Here is a 17,035-nt window from a genome sequence, read left to right on the forward strand (position 1 = left end):
GCCCGCGCGGGATGTTCTTATTCATGGTGGTGTGCAATGACACAGGATCTTGACAGACGGTTTCTCGTTCTCGGACGCTGCGGCGACAAATCGCTGCATCGGGAGTGGATTGCGGACCGCTCCTGTCCGCGCAACTGGGATCTTCAGATCAATTCCTACGCGAAGGACCAGAGCACCTGTCAGGACGGCGACCTGCCGACGGTCTTCGACTATGGCACGAAATGGGACAGTATCGCGCGCCACCTGCGGGCGCGGCCAGAGCTGCTGGACCGCTACGACTACGTCATGCTGCCCGACGACGATGTGCGGATCGGGGCGGGCGACATCAACCGGCTGTTCGAGATCGCCGTGGAGCATGACCTGACGATCGCGCAGCCGGCCATGACGGCGGACAGCTACCTGTCCTATCCGATCCTGCTGCGGATGCCGTGGTTCAAGCTGCGCTACAGCACCTTTCTCGAATCCATGGCCTGCTGCATCAAGTCCTCCTACCTGCGTCGGCTGCTGCCGATGTTCGAGCGGCACTTCACTGGCTGGGGGACGGATCTGGTCTGGGCCATACTGATGCCCGATCCGGCCTTTCGCGCCGCGATCGTCGATGCCGTGCCGATGACCCACACCCGCCCGCTTTATACCGGACCGCTCTACGATTCCTATGCCACGGGGGTGGATCCGCGCGCGGAGATCCGGAACGTCACGGGGGCCTTTGAAAACATGCCCCCGGGGATGCAGGTCTATGGCGGCTACCTGACCAACGGGCGCCGGGTCGGGCCGGTCGCGGCACGGGTGCTGAACGCTGCGGGGATGTTTTCGGTCGGGCTGCGGTCGCGGGCGCCGGTGGCTGCGGCGCGGGCGGGGCTGGGGCTGGGGCTGCGCGCCATCGCGCGGATCGGCTACCTGCCGGAACAGTTGCGCCCGATCTCCGGTTCGGACTTCGAGAGCCTCGGCCTGTTTCGCCCCGCCGACGCACAGGGCGGCCCGATCTCCCGGGTCGGTCGGGGATGAAGGCGCTGCGACATCCGCGACGGGATCGGGCGGGGCGCGAATGAAGCCTCATTCCCCCCTTGGATAGCGCTTGTTTTCCTCAAGAACGTTGAGGTCCATGTGGTTGCGCATATAGCGTTCCGACGCCTTTTGCAGCGGCTGGTAGTCCCAGGGGAAATAGGCGCCGTTGCGCAGGGCCTCATATACCACCCAACGCCGGGCCTGACTTTCGCGCACCTCGCCGTCATAGGCCGCCAGATCCCAACGCGCCTCCATCTGCGCCCGCAGGCGGGCAAGCGTCTCGGGCGCGGTGTCGGCGCGGTTCACCCGCTCCTGCGGGTCTTCGGCCAGATTGAACAGCATCGGCGCATCGGCGTTGCACAGCGTCAGCTTCCACTCACCCTCGCGCAGCGCGACCATCGGCGTCACCGTGCCCTCGGCGGCATATTCCATCGGTACCGGCCCGCGCGTGCCCTGCCCGGTGGCGAGCGGCGTCAGATCCTCGCCATCGGTCCAGCGCGCGAGCGACCCGATGTCCAGCCCCGCCAGCGCCGCGACCGTGGGCACCACATCGAGCGTCGAGACCGGCGTGTCGATCCGGCGCGGCGTCCAGCCCGGCGCAGACACCATCAGCGGCACCCGCGCCGAACCCTCGAAAAAGCTCATCTTGAACCACATCCCGCGCTCGCCCAGCATGTCGCCGTGGTCGGAGACGAAAAGCACGATCGTATCCTCCGCCATCCGGCCGCGCTCCAGCACGTCGAGGATTTCGCCGATCTTTTCGTCCACATAGGAGATATTGGCGAAATAGCCCCGGCGGGCGCGGCGGACATCCTCGGGCCGGATGTTGAAATTGCGGAAGTCGCAGGCCTCCAGCAGGCGTTGCGAATGGCTGTCCTGTTCGTCGAACGGGATCGCGGGGGTTTCGGGATCCAGCGCCGGGCAATCCTCATACAGATCCCAGAACCGGCGCCGCGCGACATAGGGGTCATGCGGATGGGTAAAGCTGACGGTCAGGCACCAGGGCCGCTCGTCCAGCCGGCGCGACAGATCGTAAAGCTTCTGCGTGGCGTTGAAGGCAACCTCGTCGTCATATTCCATCTGGTTGGTGATCTCGGCCACGCCCGCCCCAGTGACGGAGCCGAGGTTGTGATACCACCAGTCGATCCGCTCGCCCGGTTTGGTGTAATCGGGCGTCCAGCCGAAATCGGCGGGATAGATGTCGGTGGTCAGCCGTTCCTCGAACCCGTGCAGCTGATCGGGGCCGACGAAGTGCATCTTGCCCGACAGCACGGTGTGATAGCCCGCGCGCCGCAGGTGGTGGGCATAAGTCGGAATGTCGCTGCAAAACTCGGCCGCATTGTCATAGACCCGGGTGCGGCGCGGCAACTGCCCGGACATGAAGCTCGCGCGCGCGGGGGCGCAAAGGGCGCTCGCGGTATAGGTATTGGCGAAGCGCACCGAACGCGCGGCCAGCGCCCTGAGGTTCGGCGCATGCAGGAAATCGGCCGGACCATCGGGGCACAGGGTGCCGTTGAGCTGGTCCACCATCAGGATCAGGATATTCGGACGGGTCATCGCGTTCACAGTCCAAGCGCCGCCTTGACAGCCGGTTCCGCGGGCTGGCCGTCCAGCGTGGTCACCCCGTTCAGCCAGGGCGTCAGCGCCGCCGGATGGGCCTTCAGCCAGGCGGCAGCGGCGTCCTTCGCATCGGTCCCGCTCAGAATATCGCCCATCAGCGCGTTTTCCATATCCAGATCAAAGGTCATCTGGCCGAACAGCTTCGCCGCGTTCGGGCAGGCTTCCGGCCAGCCTTTGCGCGCCAGCGTATAGACCTCGGCGCCGCCATAATCCGGGCCGAAATAGTCATCGCCGCCCGACAGATAGGTGATGCTGAGCTGCGTGTTCATCGGATGCGGCGCCCAAGCCAGGAAGACGATCGGCTTGCCTGCCTTTTCCGCCCGCGCGACCTGCGCCAGCATCGCCTGTTCGCCCGATTCCACCAGTTCCCAATCGCCCAGCCCGAATTTCCCATCTTCGATCATCCGGGCGATGGACTGGTTCGCCGGGGCGCCGGGTTCGATGCCGTAGATCTTGCGCTCAAAGGCATCGGCATGGGCGGCAAGGTCGGCGAAGTCATGGACGCCCGTTCCCGCCGGAACCGCCAGCGTGAACTTCGCCCCCGTCAGGTTCTTATTCAGAACCTCGATCGCATCCGCCGCCTTCAGATCCGTGATGAAGGCCGCCTGCGCGGGCATCCAGTTGCCCAGAAATACGTCGATCTCCTTGTTTTTCATCGAACTCATAGCCGATCGGCACCGACAGCAGCTTGATGTCCGGCGCATAGCCCAGGGCCTCAAGCACCACCTGCGCCACGCCATTGGTGGCGTTGATGTCGGTCCAGCTGGGGTCCGACAGGCGCACGGTCTTGCACGACGCGTCATCCGCCGCCTGCGCCGCCGTAGCCCCCAACACAAGCGCCACCAGAAGGGTTGCTGTCCGTTTCATGTTCCATCTCCCTGTCGGATCGTCTTACTTATTACATAAATTCGGAGAAGATACTTCCGTTTAGCGGGATTTTTACAGGCGTCTTCCACCGTCATGACCGGTGCGGGGGAAACAGTCCTATTGTTGACTATATTTATCATAAATTGTAAGGGGCTACCTAAGGCCCTTCGCGGGCCTGTTCAATATGAGGAAGACCATGCTTAGTTTTGCCACGGCGGGCCGCCGCGCCCTTGCCATGACGGTTGCCTGCTGCGTGCTTGCCGGTGCCGCCTTTGCCGATGAAAAAACCATCACCGACATCATGGAGCGGGAGGTCACGCTGGACCTGCCGGCCAAGCGGGTCTTCCTGGGCTTCTACTATCCCGATTACCTCGCCGTCGGCGGGGTCGAGAAGCTTCGACAAGGTTGTCGGCTTCTCGCGCGAGGTCTGGGAAGGCTGGACCCCGGCGCAATGGGATCTGTATCGCGCGGCGATGCCGCAATTGGAACAGCTTCCCGATGTGGGCGAGGTCGAGGCGGGAACCTTCTCGGTCGAAAAGCTGCTGGCGCTGAACCCCGAGGTCGCGGTGCTGGCGGAATGGCAATACATGGCGCTCGGCCCCGATGTGGACCGGATCGAGGAAGCCGGGATCAAGGTCGTTGTCGTGGATTACAACGCCGAGACGCTGGAACGCCATCTGGCCTCGACCCGGCTGTTCGGCGAGATCACCGGCCAGACCGCGCGCGCCGAGGAGATTGCCACGGTCTATGAAACCGCCGTCGAGACCGTTCAGAAACGCATCGCCGATGCGGGCCGTCCGAAGCCGCGCCTTTATGCCGAATTCGGCAACAAGGGGCCTGCGGAATACAGCATCACCTATGGCAAGAACATGTGGGGCGGGCTGGCCGACATGGCCGGGGCCGACAACATCGCCAAACCCTTCGTGGAATGGTGGGGGCCGATGAACCCCGAACAGGTGCTGGCCTCGAAGCCGGAGGTCGTCCTGATCGCCGGGCGCGAGACCGAGCTGAAGAAGAACGCCGAGGCGATGGTCATGGGTGTCGGCATCGACAAGGCCGAGGCCGCCCGCCGCCTCGAAGGCTTTACCAAACGCGCCGGCTGGGACCAGCTTCCGGCGGTGCAGAACGGTCAGGTCTACGGCGTCTACATGGGGGCCTCGCGCACCATCCTCGATTTCACCATGGTGCAGTTCATCGCCAAGGCGCTCTATCCCGACCTGTTCGCGGATCTGGACCCGCAGGCGGAATACATCGGCTTCTACAAGAAATACCTGCCGATCGTGCCGGAGGGCACCTTTACCCTGAAGCTGGGCGAATGATGTGAGCCGGTCCGAGAGCTTTGCCTCGGCCATTGCCGACCAGCGCCGGAGTGAGTTCCGGCGTTGGCGCATCGTGGCGGGGTTCGCGGTGATCTGCGTCGTCAGCCTGGTGCTGGACGTGGCGACGGGGCCATCCATGCTGCCGCTGCGCGAGGTGCTGGCGGCGCTCGCCTTCCGCGAGGGGGTGGAGCCGATGACTCTGGTCATCGTCCATGACCTGCGCCTGCCGATGGCGCTGATGGCGCTGGTGGTGGGTGCGGCGCTCGGCGTCGGCGGGGCAGAGATCCAGACCCTGCTGAACAACCCGATGGCCAGCCCCTATACGCTGGGCCTTGCGGCCGCGGCGGGGCTGGGCGCGTCGCTGGTGATCGCCTTCGGCACCTTCGGGCTGCCGCTCGCCGTGGCGGTGCCGGTGGGGGCGTTCGTGGTCACCATGATCGCCTCGTCGATCCTGTTCGGGCTGGCGTCACTGCGGCGGATTTCGTCGTCGATGCTGGTGCTGGCGGGGATTTCGCTTCTGTTCCTGTTCCAGTCGATGCTGTCGCTGGTGCAATATCTGTCGGCCCCCGAGGTCAGCCAGCAGATCCTGTTCTGGCTCTTCGGCAGCCTGACCAAGGCGACCTGGGCGAACCTGTCGGTGACGACCGTGGTCACGGTCGCCTGCGTCCTGCTGCTGTTCCGCGATGCGTGGAAGCTGACGGCGCTGAAGCTCGGTGAATCGCGGGCGGCGTCGCTGGGCGTGAACGTGGCACGGCTGCGCTTCACCACGCTGGTGATCGTCGCGGTGATGACGGCGACGGCCATCGCCTTCGTGGGCATCATCGGCTTCGTCGGGCTGGTGGCGCCGCATGTCGCGCGGATGCTGCTCGGCGAGGATCAGCGCTTCTTCCTGCCCGGGGCGATGATGGCGGGGGCGGCGTTCCTGTCGGTGGCCTCGGTGCTGTCGAAGGTCATCATCCCCGGGGCGCTGTTCCCGGTGGGGATCGTCACCTCCTTCGTCGGCGTGCCGTTCTTCTTCTGGATCATGCTGAGGGCGAAATGAGTGCGCTGGAGATTCACGGCCTGACCCTGATGCGCGGGCAGACCTGCACCGCGCGGGATGTCTCGCTCCGCTTCCGGCCCGGTGCGGTGAACGCGATCCTGGGGCCGAACGGCACCGGGAAATCCTCGCTGATCAAGGCGATGTTTGGCGAGTTGACGCCGAAGGCCGGGCGCATCACGCTGGGCGATCAGGTGTTGAACCGGCGCAACCTTTACCGCTGGCGCGGGGTCATCGGCTACATGCCGCAGGACACCGGGATCGAGGCGGCGCTCTCCACGCTGGACGTGGTGCTGCTGGGCCGGATGGATGCGCTGCACATGCATATCGGCGATGACGACCTGCATGCGGCGCTGTCGGCGATGCGCGCCGTCGGCATCGACCATCTGGCGCAGCGCGACGTGCAGAGCCTGTCGGGCGGGCAGCGGCAGCTGGCGCTGTTCGCGCAGGTGATGCTGCGCGATCCGCAGGTGCTGCTGCTCGACGAACCCGTCAGCGCGCTGGACATGCACCATCAGATGGTGTTGCTGGAACATGTCCGCGCCGAGACCCGCGCCCGCGGCCTGATCACCGTGATGGTGCTGCATGACCTCAGCCTCGCGGCGCAGTTCGCCGATCGGATCACGCTGCTGGGTGATGCCCGCATCGTCGCCGAAGGCGCGCCGGGGGATGTGCTGACCCCTGAAATCGTCGGCCCGCTCTACCGCGTCGCGGTCGAGCGGCTGACCGACAGCCTGGGCCATCCGGTGATCCGGCCGATCGCCCGCCAATCCTTTCCATCCACGGGACTGTAACCGATGAAGACCCTGATCCTTGCCGCCGCGCTGGCGCTGACCACTGCCATGGCCCATGCCGCCGACCATGAAATCAAGATGCTGAACTTCGGCGAAGAGGGCGGGATGGTGTTCGAGCCCGGCTTCCTGAAGGCCGCGCCCGGCGATACCGTCACCTTCGTGCCGACCAATTCCGGCCACTGGGTCAAGGGCCTGATCCAGCCCGAGGGCAGCGCGACGCTGGAAAGCAAGATCGACGAAACCTATACCGTCACCCTGACCGAGGAAGGCGTCTACGTCTATTCCTGCCCGCCGCACATGATGATGAGCATGGTCGGCGTGATTCAGGTCGGCGCGGCCACGAACATGGCGGAGGTCCGCGAGAAGGCCCCGGGCCAGGCGCGGCGGATGTTCCAGAACAAGGGCCGGCTGGACAAATATTTGGCGCAGGTCGAGGAATAAGCCCGCACTGGCCGAAGGAGGGCGCGACCCGCCCTCCGATTGGGCGGGTGCCGGAAAGCTGTGGTCCGCCGCATCGGGCCGAAGGTGGGAGGCCGTGGGCGGTTCCTTCGCCAATGCCCGAAGCGGGGCCGGTTGCGCGGGATGAAAGTCGTTTGGCGCATGGCGATCCGGGTTTGGCAGGCTGTTGAAAAAGCTTCTGGGCCTGCTTCATGCGGAACGATTTCCCGGATCAGACATCGGAGCGCCGCGATATCGCAGGAAGCATTCTGGCCGAGGAAGGATATTCCTCTTTGGACGACGGGCAGGCTGCCGTTCGAGACTTTTCCAGCAGCCTGTCAGGTGGCGAGCGCCGGACCATCGGGATGCAGCGCCGAATCCGCGAAAAGCGCCGGAATGGGCTTCGGCGCCTGATCCGGACCGGGCAGCCGGGGTTCCGTCCGTGTCGGCGATCTGGGGCGGTGCATCGCGCGTTCGCTGAAACCGGCCGAGGCTGCGTGAAAACGCGCCTTTATAACAAGGGCTCGGAAGGAAATCCCCTCGTTCAGGCGCTCTTGGGTCACCTGTGTGTTCCGAGGGGAGCATAGGCGCTACTTTGGGGCATCTTACCCCCCGCTTCGGCGCCGGGGGCGCATTTTGACACAGCCCATGGCGCGGTGATTCCTTTCCCATCCTGCGTCTTCTGGAAACATTCACCAATTCCCCGCCGGAATCATTCCCCTGCCCGCCTGCGGCATTAATCTTAACGCCATTTTAATACCGCGTTGATCCGCAACGGGATTTCCATGTCTTAACCGTAACGGAAATGGTTACCGCCCCTTCGGCATAAAACAAGCCTATAGCACAGCCCGCCCGGACCGGCTAAAAAGCCCTTGTTCCGAATGAGTTCGCTCCGGATCGGGACAAAGTTGAAAATGGTTCGCCCCCGGTCGGGGCACAGTAACGAGGGAAACGTTATGAACATGAAGATGGCTTTCACGGCGGCGGTTCTGGCTCTGGCGGCTCCGGTCGCGGTTAATGCGGCCACGGTCACGGCGGGCTCGAACGGCGAGGCATTTACCCTGAAGCCGGGCGAAACGCACAGCACGGTCTGGAATGCCGGGCAGGCATTTGACATTTCGCAAATCGGCTATACGCTGAATGGCGCGGGGCTCGATACGGTTGTGAAATCGAATATCGAAAAAGTTCTGGCCGAGGGCAATGGCTTTACCGGCACCACCTGGGAATATATCACCGTTCCGGGCGGCAAGGTGACTTTCGGCTTCTCCTACAGCGACGAATTCGCGATCGACGCGGGCAAGAGCTTTGCGATTTCGATGGCCTATGACGCGGCGGGCACGCAGGACCTGCAAGCGACCTATACCTTCACCGCCACCCCCGCCGCCGTGCCGGTCCCCGCAGCGGGCATGCTGCTGGTCTCCGCCCTCGCCGGCCTCGGCGCCGCGAAGCGCCGCAAGAAGGGCTAAGGTTCCCTCGGGACGCCGCCTTCGGGTGGTGTCCATGGATCGGGCGGCGGGGCAACCCGCCGCCCGTCTTGTTCGTGACACACCGCGCGCGAAGGCGGGTATCTTCGGGAAGCGGGCCGGACCCGCTTCCCGTCCGGGATTATTTGCCGGTGGTCGCACCGTTCAGCGCGCTGCTGCGGCGGCTGTAGAAGGCGTAGACCATGGTCCCGATGGCGTTCCATGCCACGAACCACATCAGCGTCTTCGTCGGCAGGCTGAGGAACAGATAGAGGCAGCCCGAGATTGCCACCGTCCCCACCAGCCAGACCGCCGGGGCGCGGAAGGTGCGCTTGCGGTCCGGGTCGTTCTTGCGCATCACCATCATGCTGGCGCCCACCGCCATGAAGGCCACCAGCGTGCCCGCATTCGCCATGGCCGCGATCTCGTCCAGCCGCGCCACCCCGGCGAGCGAGGCGACGAGGATCGTCGTCACGACGGTGATCGTGACCGGCGTTCCCGTCCGGGGGTTGACCTTGGCCAGACGGCTCGGCAGCAGGCCGTCGCGCGCCATCACGAAGAAGATCCGGCTTTGCCCATACAGGAAGGCGAGCAGCACCGTCGGCAGCGCCACCACCGCCGCCGCCGCGATCACGGTGGACAGCGTGCCTTGGCCGATTTCGCGCAGGATCAGGGCCAGCGGCTCGGCGCTGTTGGCGAAGACGGTGTAGCTGACGGCGCCAAGCGCGGCCAGCGCCACGAGGATATAGATGATCGTGCAGCCCACCATCGAGCCGATGATGCCGATCGCAAGGTCACGGTCGGGGTTCTTGGCCTCCTCCGACGCCGTGGCGATCGCGTCGAAGCCGTAGAAGGCGAAGAATACGATCGCAGCCGCCGCCATCACACCGCTTTCGATGCCGTTCGAGCCCATGGATTTGATGAAACCGTGCGGCATGAAAGGCTTCATGTTTTCCGGGTTGAAATGGGGCAGGGCGACGGCGACGAAGATCAACAGCGCGGTGATCTTGATGCACACAAGGATCGTGTTCAGCTTCGCGCTTTCATGCGTGCCCCGGATCAGCAGCGCGGCCACCGCGACGGTGATCAGGATCGCGGGCACGTTCAGCACCCCGCCCGCATGTGGCCCCGCCGTCAGCGCGAGCGGCAGTTCGATCCCGAAGCCGTGCAGGAAGCCCACGACATAGCCCGACCAGCCCACGGCGACGGTGCTGACCACCAGCGAGTATTCCAGGATCAGGCACCACCCCACCAGCCAGGCGACGGATTCACCCAGGGCGACATAGGCATAGGTATAGGCGCCGCCCGAGGCCGGGATCATGGCCGCCATTTCGGCATAGGCGAGCGCCGCGCAGGCGCAGACCACCCCGGCCAGCGCGAAGGACAAGAGCACCGCCGGCCCGGCCCGCTCGGCGCCCACGCCGATCAGGGTAAAGATACCGGTGCCGACGATCGCGCCGATCCCCAGTGCCACCAGATGCACCCAAGTCAGTGACCGGACCAGCTTATGCTCGCCGTCATGTGGCATCAGGGCGTGGAATGGTTTTTTCCGAAACACGATAATCTCCGAGTTTTGCTCTCGGGCATTGGGCGGGGGAAGGTGAGCAACTGTCAAGAGAATGTTACCGGATTGGGGGGTTGAAACCGGGACTGATGGGAAACTGTTCGCGCCGTGGCATCGTGGGCGGTCGTTTCGTTCCCGGGTGCGCATGGATCCGGGGGGTGACCTTGCAGGGGGAATCCCGCTGCGGCGCATCCCTGCGGAGCCGGGACCGGTTCGCGGAAGGTCCGCATCGACGTTCGGGTGCCCCTCACGGCAACTTCGGGTGCGCGCGGCGGGGCCGGGATCCGGCCAACGCCCGCAGGCAGGGTTTCCAATCCCGGATCCTCGGGGTCGATTCCACTCGACAACACCCCGGGGAATATGTTGATTGTTTTTATCAAGAACGATGCGCAACCCCGTTCATCCACGAGGAACCGATGACCAACAAGCCCCTGACCGCCGCCCTGAACGATCTCATGAACGGCGAATTGCGCGCCCATCACATCTACCTCCAGACCGCGGCCTGGGCGGCGGAGCGCAATCTCGACGGCTGCCATAAATTCCTGCTGCACCACGCCGCCGAAGAACTGGAACACATGCACCGGCTGTTCGGTTTCCTGAATGACCTCGGTGCTGCGGTGACCTTCGAGGCGCTGCCCGCGCCGAAGATCACCGCCAATGACGTGACCGGATTGTTCAAGGTCGTCGCCGAGCAGGAGGCATCCGTGACCAAGGCCGTCCATGCGGTGCTGGAACAGGCGCGCGCGGCGAATGACCATGCCGTGGCGTCCTTCCTGAACTGGTTCGTGGACGAACAGCATGAAGAGGATACGCTGTGCAGAACCGTCCTCGACCGGATCGCGCTGATCGGGGACGGGCCGCAGGCGCTGTATTTCATCGACAAGGAAATCGGCGCGCTGGCCGCGTGAGGCTGGGTGCCTGTCCCGCAGGCCGGGGCGAGCGCGGGGCGGAATAAGATCCGGCAGGCGCGGGGCAATCACCCCGCGCCAGATTGCCCTGCGGAGCATCGGCGCCCGACTACGACGGGCGTCTGTCATGGGCTTGCCGCCGTTGCATAAGGTCGGGCAATCGCAGATTTCCTGCGCTGCATATAAGAATCTGCGGGAACTGATACGCATGTGCACGGCTTTCATTTATGCAACAGGCCCTGATCACACCGTCGCTCTGGCCGAGATCATATCCTTTTGCGATCATCCTTGCCCGAAATGGGATGGGCGGGGAGCGCGTCATGTCCGGGAACTGCGGTGCTGAATTGTCGAAAGGTGGCCGCGCATCGGGGTGTTTTGATCCGGAAAACGGGGGCCCTGCGTATATCGACCGGGATTCCGCATCGGCGGATGCGCTGGTCCGTCACATGGCGCGGAACTCTTCCCGTTGCGGCGCATTGATATGGTCGGGACCGCGATGGAGTAAAGGCGCCTGATGCCCGAACATGACGATGCGCTTTCGCGCCTGCTCGATCAGTTGGAAGAGGCGGGCCACGAACCCGATCTCTGCGTTGCCGGACTTGCCGATGTGATCGGACGGCGCGCTTTCGCGGCCCTGATGTTCGTCGCCGCGCTGGTGGCCGTCTCTCCCGCCAGTGTCGTCCCGGGCGTGACGAGCGTCGTGGCCGTGGTGTCGTTTCTGCTGGCTGGCCAGATGGTTCTGGGGCAGCGCAGCCTGTGGCTTCCCGGGGTTATCGCTGCGCGCCGCATCGAAGGCGCGCGGCTGCGGGCCGCCGTGCAATGGCTGCGGCGTCCGGTCGGCTGGCTGGAACGGCTCTCCAGGCCGCGGCTTCTGTTTCTGCTGCGCGGCCCCGCGCTCCTGCTCTGGCTGGCGCTCGTGATGGGGCTTTGTCTGGTCATGCCGTTTCTGGAGGTGATCCCGGGCGCGGGCACCCTCGCGGCGACCTGCATCGCGCTGATCGCGGCGGCGATCCTGACGCAGGACGGTGTGCTGGCGGTATTGGGCGCGGGTTTCGCCGCCGCCTATCTGTTTCTTGTCGTGCGGATGTCGTCTTTGGTCGTGTCGGTCTTTTGACCTTGTGGGCGGGAGATGCTGGCGCAAAAAGGCGGTGTCGTTCAGCCGGTAAAGGCGGTGAGGTCGGCCGGGGTGCGCGCGCCGAGGAAGCCCATCGTGGTGCGCATTTCGGACAGGATGACGTCGATCAGCGCCACCGCGCCCGCCTCTCCTCCGGCGGCGAGGCCCCAGAGCGGCGCGCGCCCCAGTTGCACTGCACAGGCCCCGAGCGCGAGGTATTTCAGCACGTCCGACCCGCGCCGGATCCCGCTGTCGGCCAGCAGGTCCGGCACCGTCCCCGAGGCGATGCGGGGCAGGGCCTCGGCGGTGGTGGGCAGGCTGTCGCAATTGCGCCCGCCGTGGGTGGAAACCACGATGCCGTCGGCGCCCTCGGTGCGGGCACGCTCGGCATCCGCCGCGCTCAGGACACCCTTCAGCACGATCCGCCCGGCCCAGGCGTCGCGCAGGGCGCGGAAGTCTTCCCATGTCAGCGCGGGGTCGAGGCGCAGCCCTTCGCTCATCTCTCCGGTCATCAGGCCGTTGCGGAATTCGGGCGGGTAATGGCCGTAGCTCGGCATCCCCCGCCGCAGCACCACGGTCCACAGCCAGCGCGGATGGCACAACATATCGGTGACGTTGCGCAGGCCGGGGCGGAAGGGCACGCCGAACCCATTGCGCAGGTTGTATTCGCGCTTCGGCGGCATCTGCGTGTCCACCGTCAGGACCAGCGTCTCGCAGCCGCTCGCGGCGACGCGGCGCAGCAGATCGGCCGTGCGGGCGCGGTCGTTCCAGACGTAAAGCTGGAACCACAGCTCGGCATCGGGGGCGCCGCGGCGGATGTCCTCGATCGGCTCGACGGATTGGGTCGAGACGGTGAAGGGGATGCCGAAGCGGCTGGCGGCGCGGGCCAGTAGCGTTTCCCCGTTCGCCGCGACCATCCCGGCAAGCGCGGTCGGCGCGATGACCAGCGGCGTGGGGCGCACCCGCCCCAGCACCGTGGTTTCCAGCGACACCGGACAGGCGCCGTTCAGCACCCGTGGCTCCAGCCGCACCGCATCGAGCGACGCGCGGATGCGGCGCAGCGACGCCTCATCCTCGGTCCCCCGGTCGATATACTGGAACAACCCGCGCGGCAGGCGGCGCCGCGCGGCGGCCCGGAAATCGTCCGTGTTCAGCAGCATCTACAGCGCCAGCAGTTTCTCGACCTCGGCGCGCAGCCTGGCCGACCGCTCGGGCTGGCACGGGTCCAGCGGCATCAGGATCTTCTGCGCGCTGATCCCGAACAGGTCGAGCACCGATTTCATTGGGCCGGGGTTGGTCTCGCCGAAGGCCGCGTTCATCATCGGCAGTGCCTGCCGGTGCAGCGCGAGCGCCCCCGCCAGATCGCCCGCCGCCACGAGGTCGTGCATCCGCACCCAGAAGGCGGGCAGCATCGAGGCGGTGACGATGATCCCGCCCTTCGCCCCCGCCGCCATATGCAGCGGAAACAGCGAATCCTCGCCCGACAGGATGGTGAAATCCGCGTCCACGCCCGCCGCGACCTGAAGGAAGTGATACATATCGGTGTTGCACGCCTTCATCCCGATGATGTTCGGATGGCGCGAAAGCTCATGCGTGATCTCGGGCGCGATGGCGACACGGGTGCGATAGGGGATTTCGTAGATCAGCACCGGCACCGGCGATTCATCCGCATAGCGCAGGAAATAATCCCGGATGCCGCGCTGCGTCGGGTTGGTGTAATAGGGCGTCAGCACCAGCAGGCAATTGGCGCCCGCCGCCGCGTAATCCTTGCCGGCCTTCAGCGCGTCATAGATCCCGGTGTCGAGAACGCCGACCATGACGGTTTGCCCCGGCTGGCTTTGCGCGGCGCAGACCGAAACCGCATCGACCCGCGTCGCATGGGGCAGGGCGCCATATTCACCGGTGCCGCCGATCGGCAGCACGCCGGTGGCGCCGCCCGCATAGACGTGATCGACCAGTTTCGCCATATCCCCGCGCGCGAGGCTGTCATCGGCATTCACCAGCGTGGGCAGGGCGGGGATGATCCCGCGGAGGTTTTGGGAAGTCAGCATATCCGTATCTTTCATTTCTGGCGGCGGTTCAGCAGACCTACCGCGATGATCAGCACCGTCACGAACAGGAACAGGCAGGTTGAGACCGCGGCGAGCAGCGGCGAGATCGACAGCGATACTTCGTCCCACAGCTGTTTCGGCAAGGTGTTCGACATGCCGCCCGAGGTGAACAGCGCGATGGTCAGTTCGTCGAAGCTGATGGTGAAGGCGAAGAGGAAGGCCGAGATCATCCCCGCCCCGATGATCGGCAGCGTGACGAGCCGCAGCGTGACCCAGGGCGTGGCGCCAAGGCTTTGGGCCGCAAGATCCAGCCGCACGTCGTAGTTGCGCAGGACCGACATCACCGTGAGCACCACATAGGGCACCGCGATGACCGTATGGCCGATGATCAGCCCGATGTTGGTACCCACCAGCCCGATCTTGGCGTAAAGGTAGAACAGCCCCACCGACAGGATCATGTTCGGCATCACCACCGGCAGGAGCGTGAAGGCGAGCAGTGCCGTCTTGCCCGGCATCCTGCCACGCACCATCAGGAAGGCCACCGGCGTGCCGATCGCCAGCGCCAGAACGGCGGTGGACAGCCCCACGACCAGCGAGCGGGTGAGCGCTCCGGTCCAGATCGGCGAACTGAAGATCTGCTCATACCATTTCAGGGTGAATCCCTGCGGCGGCCAGTTCAGCCCGCTTTCGGCAAAAGACAGCGGGATCATCAGCAGCACGGGCAGCGTCATCACCGCGAGCAGCACCACGACGAAGCCCATCAGCGGACGCGGCGCCGCGCCTTCGGGCGCATGGCGGCGGCGCGGGAACAGGCCGATCACCGCATCCGACGCATGGCCGAGCCCGGTCAGGATCGCGTCGCCCAGCCGCGAGACGATCCCCTTGCGGCCATGGCGCGGCTTCTTCGCCGAGGATTCCCCCGCCATCGTCGAGAGCCCCACCGCCCGGTCATAGACCACGAAGACCGCCAGCACCACGATCAGCAGCAGCACGGCCACCGCGCTCGCAAAGCCCCAGTTCATCGTCTGGATGATCTGCTCGATGATGATCTGCGTGATCATCGTTTCGCGCCGCCCGCCCAGCAGGGCGGGGAAGATGAAGAAGCCGATGGCGGAGACGAACACCATCAGCGCGCCCGAGGTAACCCCCGGGAAGGACAGCGGGAAATAGACCTTCCAGAACGCCATCCCGGGCTTTGCGCCCAATGTCCAGGCGGCGCGGGTCAGGTTGCGGTCGATGTTCTCCATCACCGAAAGCATGGTCAGCACGGCGAGCGGCAGAAGCGCATGCACCATGCCGATCACCACCGCCGGGAAGTTGTACATCAGCGCGACGGAGCTATCTGTGACGCCCACCGCCTGCATCAGCTTGTTCACCACCCCGTTACGGCCCAGAAGGATGATCCAGGCAAAGGCCCGCACGAGGAACGAGGTCCAGAACGACAGCAGGATCCAGAACAGGATCCGGCCCTTGCGCGCCTTGGGCAGGACCGAGATCAGATAAGCCACCGGATAGCCCGCGATCACCGCGAAGATCGTGGTGACGATGGAAATCTTCAGCGTCAGCATCATCACCGTCAGATAGACCGGCGTGCTCAGCAGGCGCTGGTAATTGTCGAGCGAGAAGCCGCCCCCCTTCTGGACCGACAGCAGGAAGAGCTGCGCCGAAGGGTAGATCAGGAAGGTCACCAACAGCAGCACCATCGGCGCCGCCATCAGGATCTGCTTGTTGCGCTGGCTCATCGGCCGGCGGGATGTTGTGGCCATCACGCGGCCTCGCTTGCCGGAATGGCCACGGCGTCGCGCGGGTCAAACGTCAGGCGGTAGTCGCGCCCGGGTTCCGGGGCGGCCTCGCTCAGGCCCGTCGCCCGCGTCGCGATCAGCGGCTTGTCGCCAAGCGCGGGCGCGTCGAGGAAGAACTTCGTGCTGGCGCCGGTGACGGAGGAACTGATCAGCTTGCCCGAGATGCTGTCGCTGTTCGCGGTTTCCGCCAACCGCAGGTTCTGCGGGCGCAGCATGACCTTGACCTCGGTCCCCTGCGCGATCGGGCGGGGCAGGGAGACGCGGATTTCGCTGCCGTCATTCAGCCGGACCATGCCCGCCTCCGACACCAGCCGCCCGTTGATCAGGTTCGCCTCGCCCAGGAAATCCGCGACAAAGATCGACTGCGGCCGGAAATACAGATCCGCCGGGGTGCCCAGTTGCGCGATCCTGCCGTGGTTCATCAGGCAGATGCGGTCGGACATCGTCATCGCCTCTTCCTGATCGTGGGTGACATAGACGATGGTGCCGCCGATCTCCTTGTGGATGCGCAGGATCTCGAACTGCATCTGGTCGCGCAGCTTCTTGTCCAGCGCGCCCAAGGGTTCGTCCATCAGGATCACCGAGGGGCGGTAGATCGTGCAGCGCGCCAGCGCCACCCGCTGCTGCTGCCCGCCCGAAAGTTCCTTCGGGTAGCGGTCGGCGATATGCGGCAGGCGCACCATCTCCAGCGCCTCCTTCACCAGCCGCGCGCTTTCGGCCGCCGAGGTCTTGCGCATCTTCAGCGGGAAGGCGATGTTTTCCGCGATCGTCATATGCGGGAACAGCGCGTAGTTCTGGAACATCATGCCGATGTCGCGCTGATAGGGCGCGGCATAGGTGACGTCCTTGCCATCCATCAAGATCCGGCCGCTGTCGGCCTCGGACAGGCCCGCGATCAGGCTTAGAAGCGTCGTCTTCCCCGAGCCCGAAGGCCCGAGAAGGGTGAGGAACTCCCCCTTCTCGACCGTGATATCCGTGGGGGCGAGGGCGACGAAATCACCGTAAGTCTTGCCCAGCCCCTGCGTTTCCAGCGTGCTCATACCGCCCCCGC

General features: G+C 65.3%; 17 protein-coding genes. 8 read left to right on the plus strand and 9 right to left on the minus strand.

Annotation, left to right across the window (positions count from 1 at the left end; translation table 11 throughout):
- Positions 1 to 36 precede the first annotated feature (36 nt).
- A complete protein-coding gene (locus QM789_RS19610) occupies positions 37 to 1,005 on the plus strand; it encodes a DUF707 domain-containing protein (RefSeq protein ID WP_420353531.1) in 969 nt (322 codons plus the stop codon).
- Positions 1,006 to 1,053: 48 nt separating this feature from the next.
- On the opposite strand, the gene betC is transcribed toward QM789_RS19610, so the two are convergent.
- The 4 genes from betC to QM789_RS19630 all read right to left on the minus strand — a co-directional run bounded on the left by betC (position 1,054) and on the right by QM789_RS19630 (position 3,895).
- On the minus strand, positions 1,054 to 2,562 hold the full coding sequence (gene betC / locus QM789_RS19615) for a choline-sulfatase (protein ID WP_420353532.1): 1,509 nt from the start codon (positions 2,560 to 2,562) through the stop codon (positions 1,054 to 1,056).
- A 5-nt stretch (positions 2,563 to 2,567) separates the two neighbouring features.
- The gene (locus QM789_RS19620; protein ID WP_420353533.1) at positions 2,568 to 3,281 is read right to left on the minus strand and encodes a glycine betaine ABC transporter substrate-binding protein; all 714 of its coding nucleotides are present in this window, start codon (positions 3,279 to 3,281) and stop codon (positions 2,568 to 2,570) included.
- Positions 3,178 to 3,492 carry a hypothetical protein gene (locus tag QM789_RS19625; RefSeq protein ID WP_420353534.1) on the minus strand — a complete coding sequence of 105 codons (315 nt, stop codon included), beginning with the start codon at positions 3,490 to 3,492 and terminating at the stop codon, positions 3,178 to 3,180. The genes QM789_RS19620 and QM789_RS19625 overlap by 104 nt, the downstream gene beginning before the upstream one ends.
- Positions 3,493 to 3,649: 157 nt before the next feature.
- The gene (locus tag QM789_RS19630) at positions 3,650 to 3,895 is read right to left on the minus strand and encodes a hypothetical protein (protein ID WP_420353535.1); all 246 of its coding nucleotides are present in this window, start codon (positions 3,893 to 3,895) and stop codon (positions 3,650 to 3,652) included.
- A gap of 79 nt (positions 3,896 to 3,974) precedes the next feature.
- On the opposite strand from QM789_RS19630, the gene QM789_RS19635 reads away from it, so the two are divergent.
- From QM789_RS19635 to QM789_RS19655, 5 genes are all read left to right on the plus strand, one after another.
- Positions 3,975 to 4,811, plus strand: coding sequence for an ABC transporter substrate-binding protein (locus QM789_RS19635; protein ID WP_420353536.1), 837 nt, complete (start codon positions 3,975 to 3,977; stop codon positions 4,809 to 4,811).
- 1 nt (position 4,812) lies between these two features.
- Positions 4,813 to 5,853, plus strand: a complete 1,041-nt coding sequence (locus QM789_RS19640; RefSeq protein ID WP_420353537.1) for a FecCD family ABC transporter permease — start codon at positions 4,813 to 4,815, stop codon at positions 5,851 to 5,853.
- Entirely contained in the window at positions 5,850 to 6,644 is a 795-nt protein-coding gene (locus QM789_RS19645) for an ABC transporter ATP-binding protein (RefSeq protein ID WP_420353538.1), read from the plus strand. Before QM789_RS19640 ends, QM789_RS19645 begins: the two co-directional genes overlap by 4 nt.
- 3 nt (positions 6,645 to 6,647) lie before the next feature.
- Positions 6,648 to 7,085, plus strand: coding sequence for a pseudoazurin (locus tag QM789_RS19650; RefSeq protein ID WP_420353539.1), 438 nt, complete (start codon positions 6,648 to 6,650; stop codon positions 7,083 to 7,085).
- A 959-nt stretch (positions 7,086 to 8,044) separates the two neighbouring features.
- Positions 8,045 to 8,548, plus strand: coding sequence for a VPLPA-CTERM sorting domain-containing protein (locus QM789_RS19655; protein WP_420350317.1), 504 nt, complete (start codon positions 8,045 to 8,047; stop codon positions 8,546 to 8,548).
- Positions 8,549 to 8,687: 139 nt separating this feature from the next.
- On the opposite strand, the gene QM789_RS19660 is transcribed toward QM789_RS19655, so the two are convergent.
- Positions 8,688 to 10,103 carry an amino acid permease gene (locus QM789_RS19660; protein WP_420353540.1) on the minus strand — a complete coding sequence of 472 codons (1,416 nt, stop codon included), beginning with the start codon at positions 10,101 to 10,103 and terminating at the stop codon, positions 8,688 to 8,690.
- 422 nt (positions 10,104 to 10,525) lie between these two features.
- On the opposite strand from QM789_RS19660, the gene QM789_RS19665 reads away from it, so the two are divergent.
- Positions 10,526 to 11,017 carry a ferritin gene (locus QM789_RS19665; RefSeq protein ID WP_420353541.1) on the plus strand — a complete coding sequence of 164 codons (492 nt, stop codon included), beginning with the start codon at positions 10,526 to 10,528 and terminating at the stop codon, positions 11,015 to 11,017.
- Positions 11,018 to 11,531: 514 nt separating this feature from the next.
- On the plus strand, positions 11,532 to 12,131 hold the full coding sequence (locus QM789_RS19670; protein ID WP_420353542.1) for an exopolysaccharide biosynthesis protein: 600 nt from the start codon (positions 11,532 to 11,534) through the stop codon (positions 12,129 to 12,131).
- Positions 12,132 to 12,172: 41 nt separating this feature from the next.
- Here the strand turns inward: QM789_RS19670 and QM789_RS19675 are convergent, their stop codons facing one another.
- Genes QM789_RS19675 through QM789_RS19690 form a run of 4 tightly spaced genes read right to left on the minus strand, consistent with a single transcriptional unit; the run spans position 12,173 to position 17,024 of the window.
- Positions 12,173 to 13,291, minus strand: a complete 1,119-nt coding sequence (locus QM789_RS19675; RefSeq protein WP_420353543.1) for an alpha-hydroxy acid oxidase — start codon at positions 13,289 to 13,291, stop codon at positions 12,173 to 12,175.
- Positions 13,292 to 14,182, minus strand: a complete 891-nt coding sequence (locus tag QM789_RS19680) for a dihydrodipicolinate synthase family protein (RefSeq protein ID WP_420353544.1) — start codon at positions 14,180 to 14,182, stop codon at positions 13,292 to 13,294.
- Positions 14,183 to 14,193: 11 nt separating this feature from the next.
- Complete coding sequence (locus QM789_RS19685; protein ID WP_420353545.1) at positions 14,194 to 15,948, minus strand: ABC transporter permease subunit; 1,755 nt, start codon at positions 15,946 to 15,948, stop codon at positions 14,194 to 14,196.
- Entirely contained in the window at positions 15,948 to 17,024 is a 1,077-nt protein-coding gene (locus QM789_RS19690; protein WP_420353546.1) for an ABC transporter ATP-binding protein, read from the minus strand. Before QM789_RS19690 ends, QM789_RS19685 begins: the two co-directional genes overlap by 1 nt.
- Between the last annotated feature and the right edge of the window lie 11 nt (positions 17,025 to 17,035).

This window comes from Paenirhodobacter sp. (assembly GCF_047600745.1).
Classification (GTDB): Bacteria; Pseudomonadota; Alphaproteobacteria; order Rhodobacterales; family Rhodobacteraceae; genus Rhodobacter.